Annotated in this window: 13 protein-coding genes; 7 read left to right on the top strand and 6 right to left on the bottom strand. The window is 74.1% G+C overall.

Annotation, left to right across the window (positions count from 1 at the left end; genetic code table 11):
- Positions 1 to 230: 230 nt before the first annotated feature.
- From ACZ6Y1_RS02975 to ACZ6Y1_RS02965, 3 genes are all read left to right on the top strand, one after another.
- Positions 231 to 1124, top strand: a complete 894-nt coding sequence (locus ACZ6Y1_RS02975; RefSeq protein ID WP_469621638.1) for a LysR family transcriptional regulator — start codon at positions 231 to 233, stop codon at positions 1122 to 1124.
- A gap of 88 nt (positions 1125 to 1212) precedes the next feature.
- Entirely contained in the window at positions 1213 to 2493 is a 1281-nt protein-coding gene (locus ACZ6Y1_RS02970) for a putative Ig domain-containing protein (RefSeq protein ID WP_469621635.1), read from the top strand.
- An 84-nt stretch (positions 2494 to 2577) separates the two neighbouring features.
- On the top strand, positions 2578 to 3831 hold the full coding sequence (locus ACZ6Y1_RS02965) for a cytochrome P450 family protein (RefSeq protein ID WP_469621632.1): 1254 nt from the start codon (positions 2578 to 2580) through the stop codon (positions 3829 to 3831).
- A 54-nt stretch (positions 3832 to 3885) separates the two neighbouring features.
- Here the strand turns inward: ACZ6Y1_RS02965 and ACZ6Y1_RS02960 are convergent, their stop codons facing one another.
- Entirely contained in the window at positions 3886 to 5277 is a 1392-nt protein-coding gene (locus ACZ6Y1_RS02960; RefSeq protein ID WP_469621630.1) for a hypothetical protein, read from the bottom strand.
- A 263-nt stretch (positions 5278 to 5540) separates the two neighbouring features.
- Here ACZ6Y1_RS02960 and ACZ6Y1_RS02955 point away from each other — a divergent pair, with 263 nt between their 5' ends.
- Together ACZ6Y1_RS02955 and ACZ6Y1_RS02950 are read left to right on the top strand one after the other, a co-directional pair.
- Positions 5541 to 6524, top strand: a complete 984-nt coding sequence (locus ACZ6Y1_RS02955; protein WP_469621626.1) for a GlxA family transcriptional regulator — start codon at positions 5541 to 5543, stop codon at positions 6522 to 6524.
- A gap of 58 nt (positions 6525 to 6582) precedes the next feature.
- Positions 6583 to 7185: an isochorismatase family protein gene (locus ACZ6Y1_RS02950; protein ID WP_469621622.1), complete on the top strand. Its 603-nt coding sequence runs from the start codon at positions 6583 to 6585 to the stop codon at positions 7183 to 7185.
- Here ACZ6Y1_RS02950 and ACZ6Y1_RS02945 read toward each other — a convergent pair.
- From ACZ6Y1_RS02945 to ACZ6Y1_RS02925, 5 genes are all read right to left on the bottom strand, one after another.
- On the bottom strand, positions 7175 to 8257 hold the full coding sequence (locus ACZ6Y1_RS02945) for an alpha/beta hydrolase (RefSeq protein WP_469621619.1): 1083 nt from the start codon (positions 8255 to 8257) through the stop codon (positions 7175 to 7177). The two genes, ACZ6Y1_RS02950 and ACZ6Y1_RS02945, sit on opposite strands and share 11 nt — an antisense overlap.
- On the bottom strand, positions 8248 to 9852 hold the full coding sequence (locus tag ACZ6Y1_RS02940; protein WP_469621752.1) for a molybdopterin-dependent oxidoreductase: 1605 nt from the start codon (positions 9850 to 9852) through the stop codon (positions 8248 to 8250). Before ACZ6Y1_RS02940 ends, ACZ6Y1_RS02945 begins: the two co-directional genes overlap by 10 nt.
- A gap of 16 nt (positions 9853 to 9868) precedes the next feature.
- A complete protein-coding gene (locus tag ACZ6Y1_RS02935) occupies positions 9869 to 10078 on the bottom strand; it encodes a hypothetical protein (RefSeq protein WP_469621617.1) in 210 nt (69 codons plus the stop codon).
- Positions 10079 to 10168: 90 nt separating this feature from the next.
- A complete protein-coding gene (locus ACZ6Y1_RS02930) occupies positions 10169 to 12460 on the bottom strand; it encodes an alpha-N-acetylglucosaminidase (protein WP_469621615.1) in 2292 nt (763 codons plus the stop codon).
- A 28-nt stretch (positions 12461 to 12488) separates the two neighbouring features.
- Positions 12489 to 14192 (bottom strand): ricin-type beta-trefoil lectin domain protein, encoded by a 1704-nt coding sequence (locus tag ACZ6Y1_RS02925; RefSeq protein WP_469621613.1) that lies wholly within the window; start codon positions 14190 to 14192, stop codon positions 12489 to 12491.
- Positions 14193 to 14395: 203 nt separating this feature from the next.
- Between ACZ6Y1_RS02925 and ACZ6Y1_RS02920 the strand changes: the two genes are divergently transcribed.
- Together ACZ6Y1_RS02920 and ACZ6Y1_RS02915 are read left to right on the top strand one after the other, a co-directional pair.
- Entirely contained in the window at positions 14396 to 15055 is a 660-nt protein-coding gene (locus ACZ6Y1_RS02920) for a TetR/AcrR family transcriptional regulator (protein ID WP_469621611.1), read from the top strand.
- Positions 15056 to 15069: 14 nt separating this feature from the next.
- Complete coding sequence (locus tag ACZ6Y1_RS02915; protein WP_469621605.1) at positions 15070 to 16011, top strand: serine/threonine dehydratase; 942 nt, start codon at positions 15070 to 15072, stop codon at positions 16009 to 16011.
- The last annotated feature ends 13 nt before the right edge of the window (positions 16012 to 16024 follow it).

Raw genomic sequence — 16024 nt, 5'->3', positions numbered from 1 at the left:
GGACACCCGCGGCGGGCCTCCGTCACGGCCCCGCCGGGGCGGTGGCCTGGGATGATGCCCGCCGGGGCCAGGGCCGGCCCCGGAACGTGCGCCCCCGTCCGGCGTCCCCGGGGGCATGCCGGACCGGCATGCCAACCCGCGGAACCAGGTATGAACGCCACGCCGGGACGGGGAACTTGTTCACCTGACGAGCCCTTACAGGTACAGCCCCACGCCGTTACCGTCCGTCCATGACCCCCACACTCGCGCAGCTCCGCTACCTCGTCGCCGTCGCCGACTGCCGGTCCATCACGGGCGCCGCGGCCTCGGTCTTCGTTGCCCAGTCCGCCCTGTCCCGGGCCGTCCAGGCCATGGAACGCGACCTGGGCGTCGAACTCCTCGCACGCAGGGGAAGGGGGGTGGACCTCACGCCGGAGGGGGCCCGGGTCGTCCGGCTGGCCCGCACCGTGCTGAACGCGGTCGAGGCCATCGACGACATAGGGACCCCGCACGGCAAGGACGCCGGGGCCTCGCTGAGCCTCGTCTCCACCCCGACCCTGGCCCTCGACCTGGCCGCGGACCTGGTCGCCGCCTTCGCCGAGCGGCATCCGGCCGTCGACGTCCGGCTCCAGCAGTACGACAGCCGGGAGGCGATGGTGGAGGAGCTCAACCAGGGCCGGGCCGAGCTGGCCCTGGTCGACCTGCCCGTGGACAAGGAGCTCTCCACCCACTTCATCCAGGAGCGGGAGGTGGTGCTGATCTCGCCGGCGGGGTCCCGGCTGCCGGACCCGGTGCCGCTGCGGATGCTCGACGGACTGCCGATGGTGCTCCCCACCCCGGGGACCGGGCGGCGCACCGAGATGGAGGCCATGTTCAGCTGCCTGGGCGTCCGGCCCGTTCCCTCCCTGGAGGTCGACGAACGGCTCGGCTGGGTGACCGGCGTGACCGACGGGCGGGGCTCGCTGATCTGGTACCGGGACGTGGTCTTAAGGGCGTTCGGCAGCCGCGCCGAAGTGCGCTCCTTCACCCCGCCCCTGCTGCGCCCGGTGGGCATCGCGCACGCCCGGCGGCCGCTGAGCCGCGCGGCCCGCGCCTTCATCGCGCACGCCGGACGCAAGGCGCCCGTACGGGAGCCGGTCCGCTGAGGAGGCATGCCGCGGCAGCATTGAACGATGCTCGAACGGGTGGCGGTCAGGCCTGTACCAGCAACTGATGTGCCGTCACATTGTGGGCATGTCCCCACTCCTCACCCCCCGCCGGGCCTGCGCCGCCCTCGCGACCGCGGCCCTCGCCACCGTTCTGCCCGCCGTCGCCTGGACGAGCGGCGCGACCGCGTCCGCGTCCGCCCCGCCCGCCGCGACGGCCGCCGCCGGCGCCCCGGCGCCGGAGAAGAAGTGCACCCTCCCCGGCGGCCTGGCCGAAGAGAGCGGGCTCGCCGCGAGCCGCAAGCACCCGGGCGTCCTCTACGTTGTCAACGACAGCGGCAACACCAACCAGGTCTTCGCCGTCGACTGCACCACCTCCACCGGCCGGCTCGCGGCCACGTTCACGCTCGCCGGGGCCGGCAACACGGACTGGGAGGGGCTGGCGATGGGCAAGGACGCCACGGGCGGCCCGGCCATCCTGGTCGGCGACATCGGCGACAACTTCAGCAGCCGCGCCGAGATCGTGGTGCACTCCTTCGCCGAGCCCGACCGGCTCGCCGACGCCACCGTGACGCCCGTGACCTACCGCTTCGCCTACGCCGACGGAAAGCACGACGCCGAGTCCCTCCTCGCCGACCCGCTCACCGGCCGCATCCACATCGCCAGCAAGACCGTGGGAGCGCCGGGCCGGCTGTACCAGGCGCCACTGCCGCCGGTGACCGGGCAGGTCAACACGCTCACCGCGGTCCGGCCCGGCCCGGTGTTCGCCACCGACGGCGCGTTCTCGCCGACCGGGGCCTCGTACACCCTGCGCAGCGGAGGCCCGGTCGGGGCCGACGTCGCCACCGTGTACGACACCGCGGGGACCAAGCTCGCGGACGTCGCCCTGCCGGCGCAGTCGCAGGGCGAGACGGTGACGTACGCCGACTGCGCGAACCTGCTCGTCGGTTCGGAGAACGACACCCGGATCTGGCGGGTGTCGCTCCCGCCGGAGGCCACGCCGGGCTGCGGTTCTACCCCGACCCCCACACCGACTCCCACCCCGACCCCCACCCCCACGCCGACCCCGACCCCGACCCCGACCCCGACGCCGACACCGAGCCCGGGTGACCTGCGGTTCACCGGCCCCGGTCCGCAGACGTGCAAGTTCAGCCAGTCCTGCACAGTCCGGCTCGCAACCACCGGCGGCAAGGCGCCCGTCACGTACGCGGTCGACGCCCTGCCCTGGGGGCTGACCCTCGACCCCGGCTCCGGACGGATCACCGGCAGGCCCTGGGCGACCGGCACCGTCACGGTCACCGCCACCGCGACCGACTCCACCGGAGCCACCGCGGGCACGTCCTTCGCGCTGACCGTCAACTGGTTCTGAAACGCCCCAGGGACGGACTTGTACAACACGACGTCCACCCCGCACTGTTGAGCGAGTTTCGGTCATCAGGTCAGGAGAGTCGGCTTGTCCTCCCACATTTCACCGGTCCCGCACGTCATCGACCCCGCCGGCGGCTGCCCGCACGCGCTCAACGCCCGGCTGCGCGCCGAGCAGGGCGCCGTGGCGGAGGTCGTCCTCCCCGGTGGCGTGCCCGGGGCGGTCGTCCTGGGACACGAGGCACTGAAGGAGTTCCTCGCCCACCCCGACGTGGCCAAGGACGCCCGGCACTTCCCCGCCCTGCACGACGGCACCATCCCCGCGGACTGGCCGCTGCGCGTCTTCGCCAACGCCCAGGGCATGCACACGGCCGACGACGCCGACCACCGCCGGCTCCGCTCCCTGGTCGGCAAGGCCTTCACCGCGCGCCAGGTGGAGCGACTGCGGCCGCGCATCGAGGAGCTGACCGCCGGCCTCCTCGACGACCTCGGCCGGGCCGCCGCCGAAGCCCCCGACGGGGTCGCCGACCTGTACACGCACTTCGCGCTGCCGCTCCCCATGAACGTCATCTGCGAACTGCTCGGCGTGGACCAGGAGCACCGGGGCCGGCTGCACCACCTCACCAACACGGTGATCATCGCGACCGACATCAGCCCGGCGGAGAAGATGGCCGCCCTCCAGGAACTCGTCGCGCTGATCGGCACGATCGCCGCGGCCCGCCGGGAGCAGCCCGGTGAGGACCTCACCAGCGCCCTGATCGCCGCGCGGGACGGCGACGGCGACCGGCTCAGCGAGGCCGAACTCGTCGGCACGATGCGGCTGATGCTGGTCGCCGGTCACGAGACCACCCTGAACCTCGTCGTCAACGCCGTCCGCGCCCTGTGCGCCCACCGCGATCAGCTCGCCCTCGTGCTGGACGGCAAGGCGACCTGGTCGGACGTCGTGGACGAGACCCTGCGCTGGGACGGGCCGGTCAGCTGGTTCCCCTTCCGCTATCCCACCCGGGACGTGACCGTGGACGGCACGGTCATCCCCCAGGGCACCCCGGTGCTCGCCGGCTACACCGCCGCCGGCCGTGACCAGGCCTTCCACGGCGCGGACGCCGACCGCTTCGACATCACCCGCCCCACGGCCGCCCGCCACCTCTCCCTCGGCCACGGAGCCCACTACTGCATGGGCGCCCCGCTCGCCCGGCTGGAGGCCACGATCGCGCTGGAGCGGCTGTTCACCCGCTTCCCCGACCTCGACCTCGCGGTCCCCGACTCGGAACTCCCGTACCAGAGCAGCTTCATCAGCAACAACGTCCGGTCGCTCCCGGTCCGGCCTGCCCGGGACCGGTAGCGGGGTGGCGGGGGCCGGGGCCGCCACCGTCGGCGGCCCCGGCGCCCCGGCACGCTACGGCCGGGCCAGTACGTCGTCCACCCGGTGGGCGTAGACCACCCGGCCGCACGGGGAACCCGTGTCCGTGCAGGACGGGTCCGCGGTGTCCATGCGGTGCTCGGTGAGCGACCACAGGTACTGCGTGCCGCCACCCGGCACGCCCTGCCCGTGCTCGAAGGACAGGTCCTCGGGGCCGACCGCGTTGGTGATGTTGGCGCCGTAGTCGACCAGACGGCCGCCGGAGACGGTGGCGCGGCGCAGGCTGCCGCTGTTGGCGAGGTAGCTGCGGTTGAAGTAGTACATGCCGGCGTAGCGGGCCGCGCCCTGGGTGAGGTCGCGGGGCAGGTAGTAGGCCTCCGTGGCGCCGACCACCCCGCCCGCCGACCTGAGCAGCCCCGTGGCGTCGTCCACGGGCAGCGCCCCGACCCGCCCCTTCTCGACGTGCGTGGCGTCGGAGTTGCAGTACTCGCCCATGATCAGGGCGGGAGCGGCCGTGTTGCTGCGGTCGACCGAGAGGTAGGACGCCTTCGGGGCGCCCGTCGCGACACAGGTCGCCGCGGACGGCGTGTTGCCCTGGGCGCTGACGAACTTGTACGAGGCCACCTGGGGCATCACGTAACGGTAGGTGTGGCTGTAGTAGACGCCGCTCTGCCGGCCGATCTTCGTCTCGTCCCGGACGTTGCTCTTCAGGCCGTCGAGCGTGGTGTCGTCCACGGAGGCGTCCTGGTCGTGGTTGAGGTCCAGGATCGAGCGCATGTCGAAGACGCGGAGGCCGTTCATCGTGTCCGCGACGTAGAGGTAGTACTTGTACCAGGCGATGCCCCCGGCATGGATGTCGACCGCCTTGTAGGAGGCGTTCCCGTACGAGTTGTAGTACGGCTCCACCAGCAGGACGTGGCGGTAGCGGCGCCCCTCGGGGTTGCCGGGGACCGCGGTCTCGGGGTCAAGGAACGACAGGCGTACGCCCTTGTCGTAGCAGGTCCCGGGGTCGGAGGAGCACAATGCGCCGCTCGCCTTGTCGTACCAGGCGGTGACCAGGGGCTTGCGGGAGCCCCAGAGCTCGTCGGCCTGGGCGTCGGAGACGCCGGTGATGCCCTGGGGTATCCATTCCTCCGTGACGGAGTCGCCGCTGTCCCAGCAGAGCGTGCGGGCGGGGGCCAGGACCTTGCCGTCGTCGCCCGTGCCGAACGGGTCGGTCGTGCAGGACGCGCCCGTCTTCGCGACCCGGTTGCCCTGGTCGAGGAGGTCCTGGACGCCCTGCGTGGGGAGGGCCGCCTTGAGATCGGCGACCTGGGCGCTCAGGTCCGGGCCGGGCTTGAGGTCGAAGGAGGACGCGGTCGCCGGATCACCGGGCGCCGCGAGGGCGGGGGAGCCGAGCAGGGGCACCGCGAGGACCGCGGCTGCCACGGCGGATATCCAACCGGCGTGCCGACGGCGGACGTTATGGGGGGACATGGGTTTCTTCTGCCTTCGCTCTGGGAGAAAGCGAAGATCATACGCACCCCCCTCCGGGGGCGGCAGGGGCCCAAGAGCCGCTCTGCCGGGCCGGGTTGCCGTCAGAGGGACGGAGCCGTGACGTCCCGGTGCTGCACGCCCAGCCGATGGGCCGTGTCCAGATGTGACAGAACACCGTCATTGCCGCCCCATGGGACGGCTGTGACGATGGGTGCATGTCCACGATCCGCCGCGTCGTCATCGCGGTCTTCCCCGACGTCGACCTCCTCGACGTCACCGGCCCGGCCGAGGTGTTCGCGCTGGCCAACCGCGAGACCGGTGGCCGGGCGGGCTACCGGGTGCAGCTCGCGGGCCCGGCGCCCGGGGTGGTGGCAACGTCGGCGGGGGTGCGGCTGGTCGCGGACCTGTCGTTCGCCGAGGTCGACGGCGTACTGGACACGCTCCTCGTGCCCGGTGCGGTGGACCTGCGCCCCGGCGGCCCGGTCGCCCGGATCGACGCGGAAGTGGTGGCGTGGCTGAGGACCGCCGCACCGACGGCCCGCCGCGTGGCGTCGGTGTGCGTGGGCGCGCACCTGCTGGCCGCGGCCGGTCTGCTCGACGGCAGGACGGCCACCACCCACTGGTCGACCGCCGCCCAACTGGCCTGCGACCACCCGGAGGTGACCGTCGACCCCGATCCGATCTTCGTCCGCTCCGGGAACATCTGGACCGGGGCCGGGATCAGCGCCTGCATGGACCTCGCGCTGGCGCTGGTCGCCGAGGACCTGGGGGAGGAGGTGGCCCTGGCGGTGGCCCGGCAGCTGGTGATGTACCTCAGACGGCAGGGCGGCCAGAGCCAGTTCTCGGTGCCGCTGAGCCGGCCCGCCGCCTCCCGCCGGGACATCGACGAACTACGGATGTTCATCGCCGACCAGCTGGACGGCGACCTGTCCGCGGCGGCCCTCGCGGCGCGGATGTGCCTGAGCGAGAGGCACTTCGCCCGCGTGTTCCGCCAGGAGACCGGCACCACCCCCGCCGCCTACGTCGAGGCCGCCCGGGTCGAGGCGGCCCGCCGTCTGCTCGAACACACCGACCAGCCGCTGGACGAGGTCGCCGCGGCCTGCGGGCTCGGCTCGGTGGAAACCCTCCACCGGGCGCTGCGCAAGCAGATCGGCATCACCCCGGCGGCCTACCGCCGCCGCTTCCGCACCACCGGCTGAACCCTTCCACCACCCGTTCCCCCTTCTTCCCTCACCACCCGGCAAGGAGTGCTTCGCCATGCCCGTTTCCACCACCCTGCGCGACGTGATCGGCCTCGACAGCCGGCCGCCCCGCCTCGACGGCACCACCCTCGTCCTGATCGACTTCCAGAACACCTACCGCACGGGCGTCATGGCCCTCGAAGGCGCCGAGGAGGCCCTCGCGGCCGGCGCCCGGCTACTGGCCGCCGCCCGGGCCGCGGGCATCCCGGTCGTCCACGTGGCCGACGCGGGCTACGACATCGACTCCGGACTCGGCGCCATCAGCCCCGAAGTCGCCCCCGCCGACGGGGAACCGGTCGTCGTCAAGAGCTTCCCCAACGCCTTCCACGGCACCGGCCTGGAGGAGACCCTGCGCGGGCTGGGCGCCGGCCAGGACCTCGTGCTCGCCGGATTCATGACCCACATGTGCGTCGCCTTCACCGCCGAGGGCGCCTTCAACCGCGGCTACCGCCCCACCGTCGTCGCCGAGGCCACCGCCACCCGTTCCCTGGCCGCCCCCGACGGCACCACCCCCGACGGCACCGCCCTGTCGGCCGCCGCCCTCCAGAGTGCGGCCCTGGTCACCATCGGGGACGTGTTCGGCGTCGTCGTCCCCACCGTCGAGGACCTCATCGGGTAGAGGTACGTCCCCGGTCCGGCGGGCTGAGCTCCGTGCTGAGCCACCCCAGCGCGTCCGGGTACATCCCGCTCCAGGTCCGGAAGTTGTGCCCGCCCGCCGGCCGGACGAGGGTCTTGACCCGGACCCCGCTGCCCGCCGCGGCCCTGGCGAAGTCCGCCAGTTGCCGCGGCGGGCTGTCCTTGTCCTGCGCGGAGGTGGCCAGGAACAGGCCGACGTCCGCCTTCTTGGCGTGCTCGACCAGCCACAACGGACTGTTGCGCTCCCGCAGCACCGGATCGGGCAGCACCTGCGGATCCCCCGTCAGCGGATCCGGGTCCAGGGCGGCTCCCGCCCGGAACGCCTTCGGGTACTGGAGCGGCAGTTTGGCCGCGCAGAACGCCCCGGTGGAGACGCCCATCAGGCCCCACCCGCGCGGGGCGGGCAGCGTACGGAACTTCCGCGCGACCAGGTCCGGCACGTCCTTCGCCAGCCAGTCGGCGACCCTGCGGCCGGGGATGTTGCTGCAGTCCGTGTTCACCCCGCCCGGGTAGATCTCCGGGATGACCAGGATGAACGGGTGCGCCGCGCCCAGGTCCACCAGCTCGTTCACCGCGCCCGGCATCTTCCCTGGGTCGATCCAGGTGCGGGGCGTGCCCGGGTAGCCGTGCAGCAGCATCAGCACCGGGAAACGCGTGCGGTCCGCGCCCGGCGCGCCGTACTGCGGCGGAGTCCAGACCGTCACCTGCCCGGCGAGCTTCGAGTGCGCGCCCCGGAAGTACGTGGTCCGGGTACCGTCGCCGCCCGGTGTGAACGTGGCACGCCCCACCGGCGGGCCGGTCATCGAGCCGGGGTCCTGACCCGCGCCGGTACCCAGCAGGTCGTCCCAGGAGGAGTAGAGCCCGTAACCGTCGTTGATCCAGGTGGCCACCACGCAGATCGCGGTGAGCTGGCACAGCCCGATCATCAGCAGCCGCGCCGGCCACCGCACCCAGCCCGGTCCCGGGATCCGGTTCCACAGGAGCAGCGCGGCGAGCACGGCCAGCACCGTCACGACGACCAGCGTGACGAGGAACGGGGTACCGGTCAGCTCCACGGCCCTTGCTCCCCCCGCCCGTCGGAGGCGCCCAGTGCGCCCGGTGCGCCGAGCGCGCCGACGCTCACCCCGACCGCGTGCCACCCCGTCGCCCCGTCGGGCACGGTCCCCGTGCGCACCCCGGTCTGGACGGCGCCCGTGCCGTCCGTCGCCCGGACCTCCAGGGTGTGCCGGCCCGCCGTCGCCTCCCACGGCCACACCCACTGCCGCCAGGTGTCCGCCCCGTCCGCCGCGCCGAGCCGCGCCTCCTGCCACGCGCCGCCGTCCACCCGTACCTCCACCCGCCGGATCCCCCGGTGCTGCGCCCACGCCACCCCGGCCACCGCCACCCGGCCCGGATCCACCCGCGCGCCCGGCCGCGGGGTGTCGATCCGCGACTGCGTCTTGACCGGGGCCTGCTGCGCCCAGGACCGGCGCACCCAGTAGGCGTCGTACGCGGCGAAGGTGGTCAGCCGCAGCTCCGTCAGCCACTTGCAGGCGGAGACGTATCCGTACAGCCCCGGTACGACCATCCGGACGGGGAACCCGTGCGCGAAGGGCAGCGGCTGTCCGTTCATCCCCACGGCCAGCAGCGCCGCCCGGCCGTCCATCACCGTCTCCACGGGAGTGCCGATCGTCATCCCGTCCACCGAGCGCGCCACCAGCTGGTCCGCCGGGCCGCCCCGGGACGGCGGCCGGACCCCCGCCTCGCGGAGCAGGTCGGCCAGGCGTACGCCGAGCCAGCGGGCGTTGCCCACGTACGGGCCCCCGACCTCGTTGGACACGCAGCACAGGGTGATGTCGTGCTCGACGAGCGGCCGGGCCAGCAGCTCCCGCAGACCGAGCGTGAGGGGCCGGGTCACCCCGTCGCCGTGGACGGTCAGCCGCCACTCGTCCGCGTCCACGCGCGGTACGACCAGCGCGGTGTCCACACGGTAGAAGTCCCGGTCGGGCGTGATGAAGGGGGAGATCCCGGGGACGGGCAGCTGCGCCCCGGCCGGGACCGGCGGCGCCGGCACCGCGGGCGGCGGCAGGACGAGATCGGCCCGGGAGGCCGTCGCCCCCGACGAGCCGTACGCGCCGAGGCGCCGGCCGGCGTACCCGACCCCGGCCGAGACCACCACGACCGCCGCGGCCAGCCGGCCGAATCCGCGCCGGTCCGGCGACCACGCCCCGGCGGCCGGCGTCCCGGCGGGCCGGGGCCGGGTCGCCACCGTGACCAGCAGGTACAGCACGGCGGCCGAGGCCAGTGCGCCCACCAACGAGGGCAGCGCGTCCTTCCAGGAGGACTCCGGACGGCTGAGGGCGGCCACCGCCCCCAGCACCCCGATCCCGCCCGTGACCGCGATCCCGGCGGGCAGGCTCCGCAGGGCGAGCATCCCCGTGCCGGCCGCCACCGCGGCCAGGACGAGGACGATGCCGATGCCCAGCACGGCCTTGTCCGAGGTGCCGAACAGCCGGATCGCCCACTCCCGCAGGCCCACGGGCGTCAGGTCGACCAGCGCCCCGCCGACGGCGGTGACGGGGGCGGCCTCGGGCCGGACCGCGGCGGCCGCGAGCTGTGCGACGGCCAGTCCCGCGATGGCGGCCACCACCCCGGTGACGGCCCCGACCAGCGGCTGCCGGCCGGGTCTAGGGCCCGTCGTCGGGCGGGGGTGCGTCGCGTTCACTCGGTTCCTCCGGTGTCGTCGCCCTCCGAAGCGCTTCCCACGCTTCCGAGGCGTCCGGCGCCTCCCGGCGCTTGCGCAGTTCCACCACCCCGTCGGGCCACGGACAGTCGCCTAATCGGTCGCGGGCCGACGGCTGCGGGGCCGTCGGCGGCTGCTGTGCGGTCTCGGTCATGCCCCCGATGATTTCCGGGGCGGTTCCGGGCGGCGGGGGGCCTGCGGTCCTGTACCCCGGACGGGTAGCGGGATTCCCCCGGGAGGGTGGTCAGTTCGATACCGCCGCCGGCAGCGCCGCCGCGATCCCGGCCGCCAGCCGGTACGGGTCCCCACTCGGCCGGTCCGGGTGCCGGGTGCCGCGCCGGGCCCATTCCTCCTCGTAGGCGTGCCAGTCGATCTCCCGGGGCGCGGCCTTGCGCACCAGCGCCTCCTCCAGCGAGTCGAAATAGACCTTCCACCGCCCGGCGTACAACTCCGAGACCAGGCCGCTCCATTCACGGTTCGCGTAGTCGTGCAGGAAGCCGCCCTCGCTCGTGCCGCGCGGGCCCCACACGCTGAGGATCGAGCGCGCGTCGTACTCGTACCGGTCACGCTCGGCCTCGTCGGCCCCCCAGGAGCGGGCCCTGCCGAGCCAGTCGCCGAGCAGGAAGTGCGGATCGGAGCCGACGAGCGCGTCCAGCTTCCGTTCGCAGTCCGCCCATTGCGCGGTCAGTTCGCGGAACCGCGCCAGGTCCTTGGCCTCGTATGCCGTCTTGATCTTCGGCAGCAGCACCCGCGAGTGATTGGCGAGGGCCTGCCGGGCCGTGTCCACCAGGTCGAACCGGTAGGCGCTGGAACCCCGCAGCGCCGGATCCACCCCGAGCAGGTGGTCCAGTGCCCTGCGGACCGAACCGGCCGGATAGCGCATCGACTTGGGGCTCCAGTACGCCGCGCCGACCGCGGTCAGCGAGGGCCGGGCGGTGAACAGGCTGTCCTGGGACTCCGACCACAGCCCCGACGAGGTGCTGTACGGGCCCTTGCGCAGCTCCTCCCAGGCGGCGGCCGCCTCCGCGTCCGGCCGGCCGTAGCGGCGGGCCGCGAACCCGGCGAACCAGCGGCGCTGGTCGATCGGCCCGGGCTCCCAGGCCAGGTCGGTGAAGAGGTCGAAGGCCGCCGGGTTGGTGCCGGTGCCCTCCGGGAGGTAGGCGATCCCCGCGAGCGCGCTGTCGCCCTTCGTCCGCCAGGCGTCGAACCGCTCCAGCCACACCGAGGTGTTGGCGCCGATCGTGGTGTGCCCGCCGAAGTTGTAGATGGAGCCCATCGCGTAGGGGACGCGCCCCCAGCGGGTCTCCCGGTCCAGACGGTTGTACCGGTCGGACAGACCGTCCAGGATCAGCAGCTTCGAGGTGTCCACCCCGGCGAGCAGCTCCGCCGTCGGATCGTCCTGCCAGCCCAGCACCGCCCACACGGCGCCCGGATGGGCGGCGTGCAGGGCCCGCTGGATGGCGCCCGCCGCCGCCTTCACGTCCACGTCCCCGGTCCGGCCGCCCTCGTGCAGGGGGCTCATCCGGTACATCGTGCTGTCCCCGAACACCGTGCGCTGCGCCGCGTAGTACGCGGCCGCCAGCTTCCCGAAGACGGGCGAGGCGGGATCCAGCCAGTCGGGACGCTCGAAGCCCGCCCAGTCGCCCTGCGCCACCGTGACCGCACCCGGATTGCGGGTGGCGAACTCCGGCGGCACGGTGCCGAAGTAGCCGGGCAGTACCGGGGTCATGCCCAGCGACCGCAGCTGCTGCGCGAGCCGGCCGCCCAGCTCGGCGCGCTCCCGCAGCAGGTGGTCGGAGACCGGCCCGCCGAAACCGCTGAGGTTCTGCAGCAGCCACCAGCTCTGGTGGCCGGGGCCCGGGATCCACCGGCGCAGCTCCTCGGCCGAGTAGCCGAAGCCCTGGAGCGCCCGGTAGTACGCGTACTCCGCGCCGACCTGCACGAACACCTCGTTGACCCCGTGCAGGGCGAGCAGGTCGATCTGCCGGCGGTGCTCCTCGAAGGAGCGGTACGGGCCGGAGTACCCGTCGTCGGTGTCGTTGAGCGCGTACCGGTGCGGCACGAGCGCGCTGCGCGTGACCGGCGCGGGCACCGCCGGCAGTACGTCGGGCAGCATGCCGATGCTGTCGCCCGGCCAGCCGATGTCGGCCCCGGCGACGTGCTGGAGGTACCAGCCGACCCCGGTGAGCAGGGCGGCGCCGGTGCGGCCGCGCACCGTGACGGCGCCCGCGCCGCCGGAGACGGTGAAGGTGTCGGCGGCCGCGCCCGCGTCGGCCACGAGCGTGAACTGCGCCGCGTGGCGCGGCAGCAGCCGTTCCAGGGAGGCCCGCGCGGCGTCGGCGGCGTCGACGGCCCGTGCCCCCGGACCGCCCGGGTGGGCGGCCGCCGCCCGGGCGCCGTCGCGTACGCCGGCACGCGCGGGCGCGCCCGCGCCCGACGCGGTGGCCCCGGGCGCGGGGGCCGCGCAGGTCAGCGCCAGCAGCAGCGCGGCCGGCAGGACGGCGAGGGCGGAATGGCGGCGCCCGCTTCGTGACATCGGGTTGCTCATCCGTTCGCTGGGGCGGTCAGACCGGCAGGGACCAGGCCTGGTCGACCCGGTGGTCGCCGCAGGGAGCCAGGTGCAGCCGCCCGGCGGGGGCGTCCGGCACGGTCACGGGCGCCGGGGCCGTCAGGCACGTTCCGCTGGCCTCGTCCACCAGGGTCCCGTCGCGGCGGTGCGACCAGCTCTGGCCGGTCGGCTGCTGCGCCTGCGGGGGAGCGCAGTCCACGAGCTCCACCAGGCCGGCCGCGCCCGCCGACAGGCAGGCGCCGGCCAGCCGCAGGTCCCCGTCGGCTCCGAGGAACCACCGCTGGTCGGGGGCGCCGGTACAGGCGGCCAGTACGACCGCCCCGACGCCCGTGGTGTTCGCCCCGTCGGCGCACTTGGCGCCGTCACCGACGATCTGACCCGTGGGCACGGCCTCGGCGCAGCGGTCGTGCGGGGTGAGCCGCCAGACCGCGGTGTCGTGCCCGGCCAGTCTGCCGGTCAGCGTGTCCGCGATTTCGCGGCGGTCGCCGCTCCACAGGTCCTGCGCGTCGGCCGAGCACGCGGGCAGCCCGATCTCGTCGAGCGGCACGCTGATGTTCCGGGTCGCCGCCGAACGGTTGAGGACGGCCACCGCCCGGTCGCCGTTCGCCAGGGGCCGGACCAGGATCTCGAAGGTGGAGTTCGAGGAGACCACCGCGCCCTGACGGCCCATCGGGTCCTGGTCCAGCGCGATCATCCGGGTGTTGCCGAGGGCCGTGAGCCCCTCGGGGGTCAGCCGGGAGACGTCGGAGGACAGGATGAACGGGGCCGCCATCATGGCCCACAGCGCGACCTGGCTGCGGCTCTCGGCCGCGGTGAGGCCGGGGGCGCCCGCGATCAGGAAGTCGGGGTCGTTCCAGTTGCCGGGGCCCGCGTACCGCCCCAGCCAGCGGTTGTAGCCGTAGTTGCCCATCACCGAACCCCACCGGGAGGTGGCGGGCGAGGCCGCGTCGTAGACCTTGACGTCCCGCCCCTCGCGCCACAGCTGTCCGGTCTCGCCGACCCAGCCGAGGACCCTGTGCCAGTCCGCCCCGCCCCATTCACCCTGCTGGAAGTAGGCGGGTGCGGAGGCCGAGAGGACCATGTCCCGGCCGCTGGCGCGCAGGGCCTTGGCGACCGCGGTGTAGGCGTCCCGGTAGGCCTGTTCCTTCGTCTTCCCCTCGGGCACCCAGAGGTTGCAGCCGTCCATCTTGACGTAGTCGACCTTCCAGGAGGCGAACTGCCGGGCGTCCTGGACGTAGTGGTCCGCGCCACCGCCCTGGGGAGCACCGCTGCCCGGGTACTTCTCGCAGGTCAGCGAGCCGGCGTCCTGGTAGATGCCGAACTTCAGGCCCTTGGCGTGCAGGTGTTCGCCCAGCCAGGCCATCCCGTGCGGGAACTTCTGCGCGTCCACGACCAGGGCGCCGTTCGCGTCACGGCTCCTGGTCATCCAGCAGTCGTCCACGGTCACCGTGTCGTAGCCCTTGGCGGCGAGACCGGAGGTCACCAGCGCGTCGGCGTTGGCGACCACCTCGGCCTCGTCGATGTCGCACATGTAGTGCGCCCAGTTGTTCCAGCCCATCGGAGGGGTGAGCGCGAGCGGGGTGTCCGAGGTCGCGTTCGGCTCGGCCACGGCGGCCGACGAGGGCGCGGGCGGGAGCGCGAGGGCGAACAGGGCGGCCGCGGTCAGGCAGGGGAGCGTCGCACGCAGGCGAAGCGGCACGGAGTCTCCTTGGCGTGGGGGCGTCGTGCGCCCAGTGCAGCGAGGCGGCTACCCGCTGTCAACGCAAGTCGCGGATTATGACCCGATGACCAGCAATATGGCCGTAAACGCTGTCACACGAAGGAGGTGGCGGAGGCGGGCCCGGCCATCCGTGACGCGGAGGAGGCGCAGCGCCTGATACGGCGTACGATACGCTGTATCTCATGCCGAGGAGATCAGCCGCCCTGGACCGCGCGACACCCGAGGCGATCGCCGTCGCCGCCCTGCGGATCATTGACGAACAAGGGCCCGGACACCTCAGTTTCCGCGCCCTCGCCGAGCGGCTCGACGTCTCCCACGCCACCGTCCAGCGCCGCTGCACCGACCTCGCCGGACTCCTCGACCTCTGCACCGAGCACCTGGCCGGACAGATCCCCGAGGTCCCCGCCGGAACGGACTGGGCCGAGGCCGCCGAGCGGCGCTTCGGCGCCCTCTACCGGCTGCTCGTCGCCCACCCCGGCCTGCTCGTGCTGCGCGGCAGCCGCCCCTGGCTCGGCCGCCGGCTGCTGGCCCGGCTCGTGGAACCGGCACTCGCCGACAGCGTGGCCGCCGGGATGAGCCCCGCCGAGGCGATGACCGTCTACCGCCGCATGTACCTGCTCACCCTCGGCAGCGCCGCATTCGTGGACCACCGCGACCCGGCGGCCGCCACCGCCGCCTCGCGGGCGGCCCTGGCCGCGCTCGACCCGGACGGGTTCCCGGTGCTCACGGGCGCGGTGGCCGACGTGCTGCCCCCGCTCACCGACCACGAGGTGTACTACGGCGCCCTGCGCCAGCTGATCGAAGCCGCCCGGCCCGCCCGGCCCGGGCCGCCCGCCGTCTGATGGGGAGACCGACCATGGAACCGACGCAGCCGCTCGACTACGCCGCCGTACGCGCCGCCGCGGACCGCATCGCCGGCGCGATCCGGCCCGTCGCCGTCGCCCCCGCCGCGGACGGCGTCTGGTACGCGCTGGAACACCTGCAGCACACCGGCTCCTTCAAGGCCCGCGGCGCCCGCAACTTCTTCGCCGCGCACGCCGCCGCGGGCACCCTCCCGGCCGCGGGCGTCACCATCGCCTCAGGCGGCAACGCGGGCCTGGCCTGCGCCTGGGCGGCCCGCGCCCAGGGCGTGAAGGCGACCGTGTTCCTGCCCGCCAACGCCCCGCGCGTGAAGGTGGACCGGCTGCGCGGGTACGGCGCCGAGGTCCGGCTCGTGGGCGACCGGTACTCCGAAGCCCTCGCCGCCTGCGAGGAGTTCGCCGCCACCAGCGGGGCGCTGAGCAGCCACGCCTACGACCACCCGCTGATCGCGGCCGGAGCGGGCACCCTGCTCGACGAGATCCGCGCCGCCCTGCCCGGCCTGGACACCGTGGTCGTCGCGGTCGGCGGCGGCGGACTGTTCGCCGGGGTGGCCACCGCCGCCCGCGAACACGGCGTACGCGTGCTCGCGGCCGAGCCGGAGGACTGCCGCGCCCTGAACGCGGCCCTGGAGGCGGGCCGCCCCGTGGACGTGGCCGTGGACTCGGTCGCCGCGGACTCCCTCGGCGCGACCCGGGTCTCGGCCGACGCGCTGGAGGCCGCGCGCGCGGAGAACGTACGGTCGGTCCTCGTCCCCGACAGCGCCATCACCGAAGCCCGGCGCGCCCTGTGGGAGGAGCACCGGATCGTGGTCGAGGCGGGCGCGGCCACCGCCCTCGCGGCCCTGCGCACCGAAGCCGAGCCGCCCGGCAAGCGCGTCGCGGTCGTCCTCTGCGGGGCCAACACGGACCCCGGGGACCTGGCGACTCCCGCGGCTTGAGGGTTCCGACGGC

It is taken from the genome of Streptomyces sp. NPDC053432 (assembly GCF_055585365.1).
This window is presented reverse-complemented; position numbering and strand designations above follow the sequence as displayed.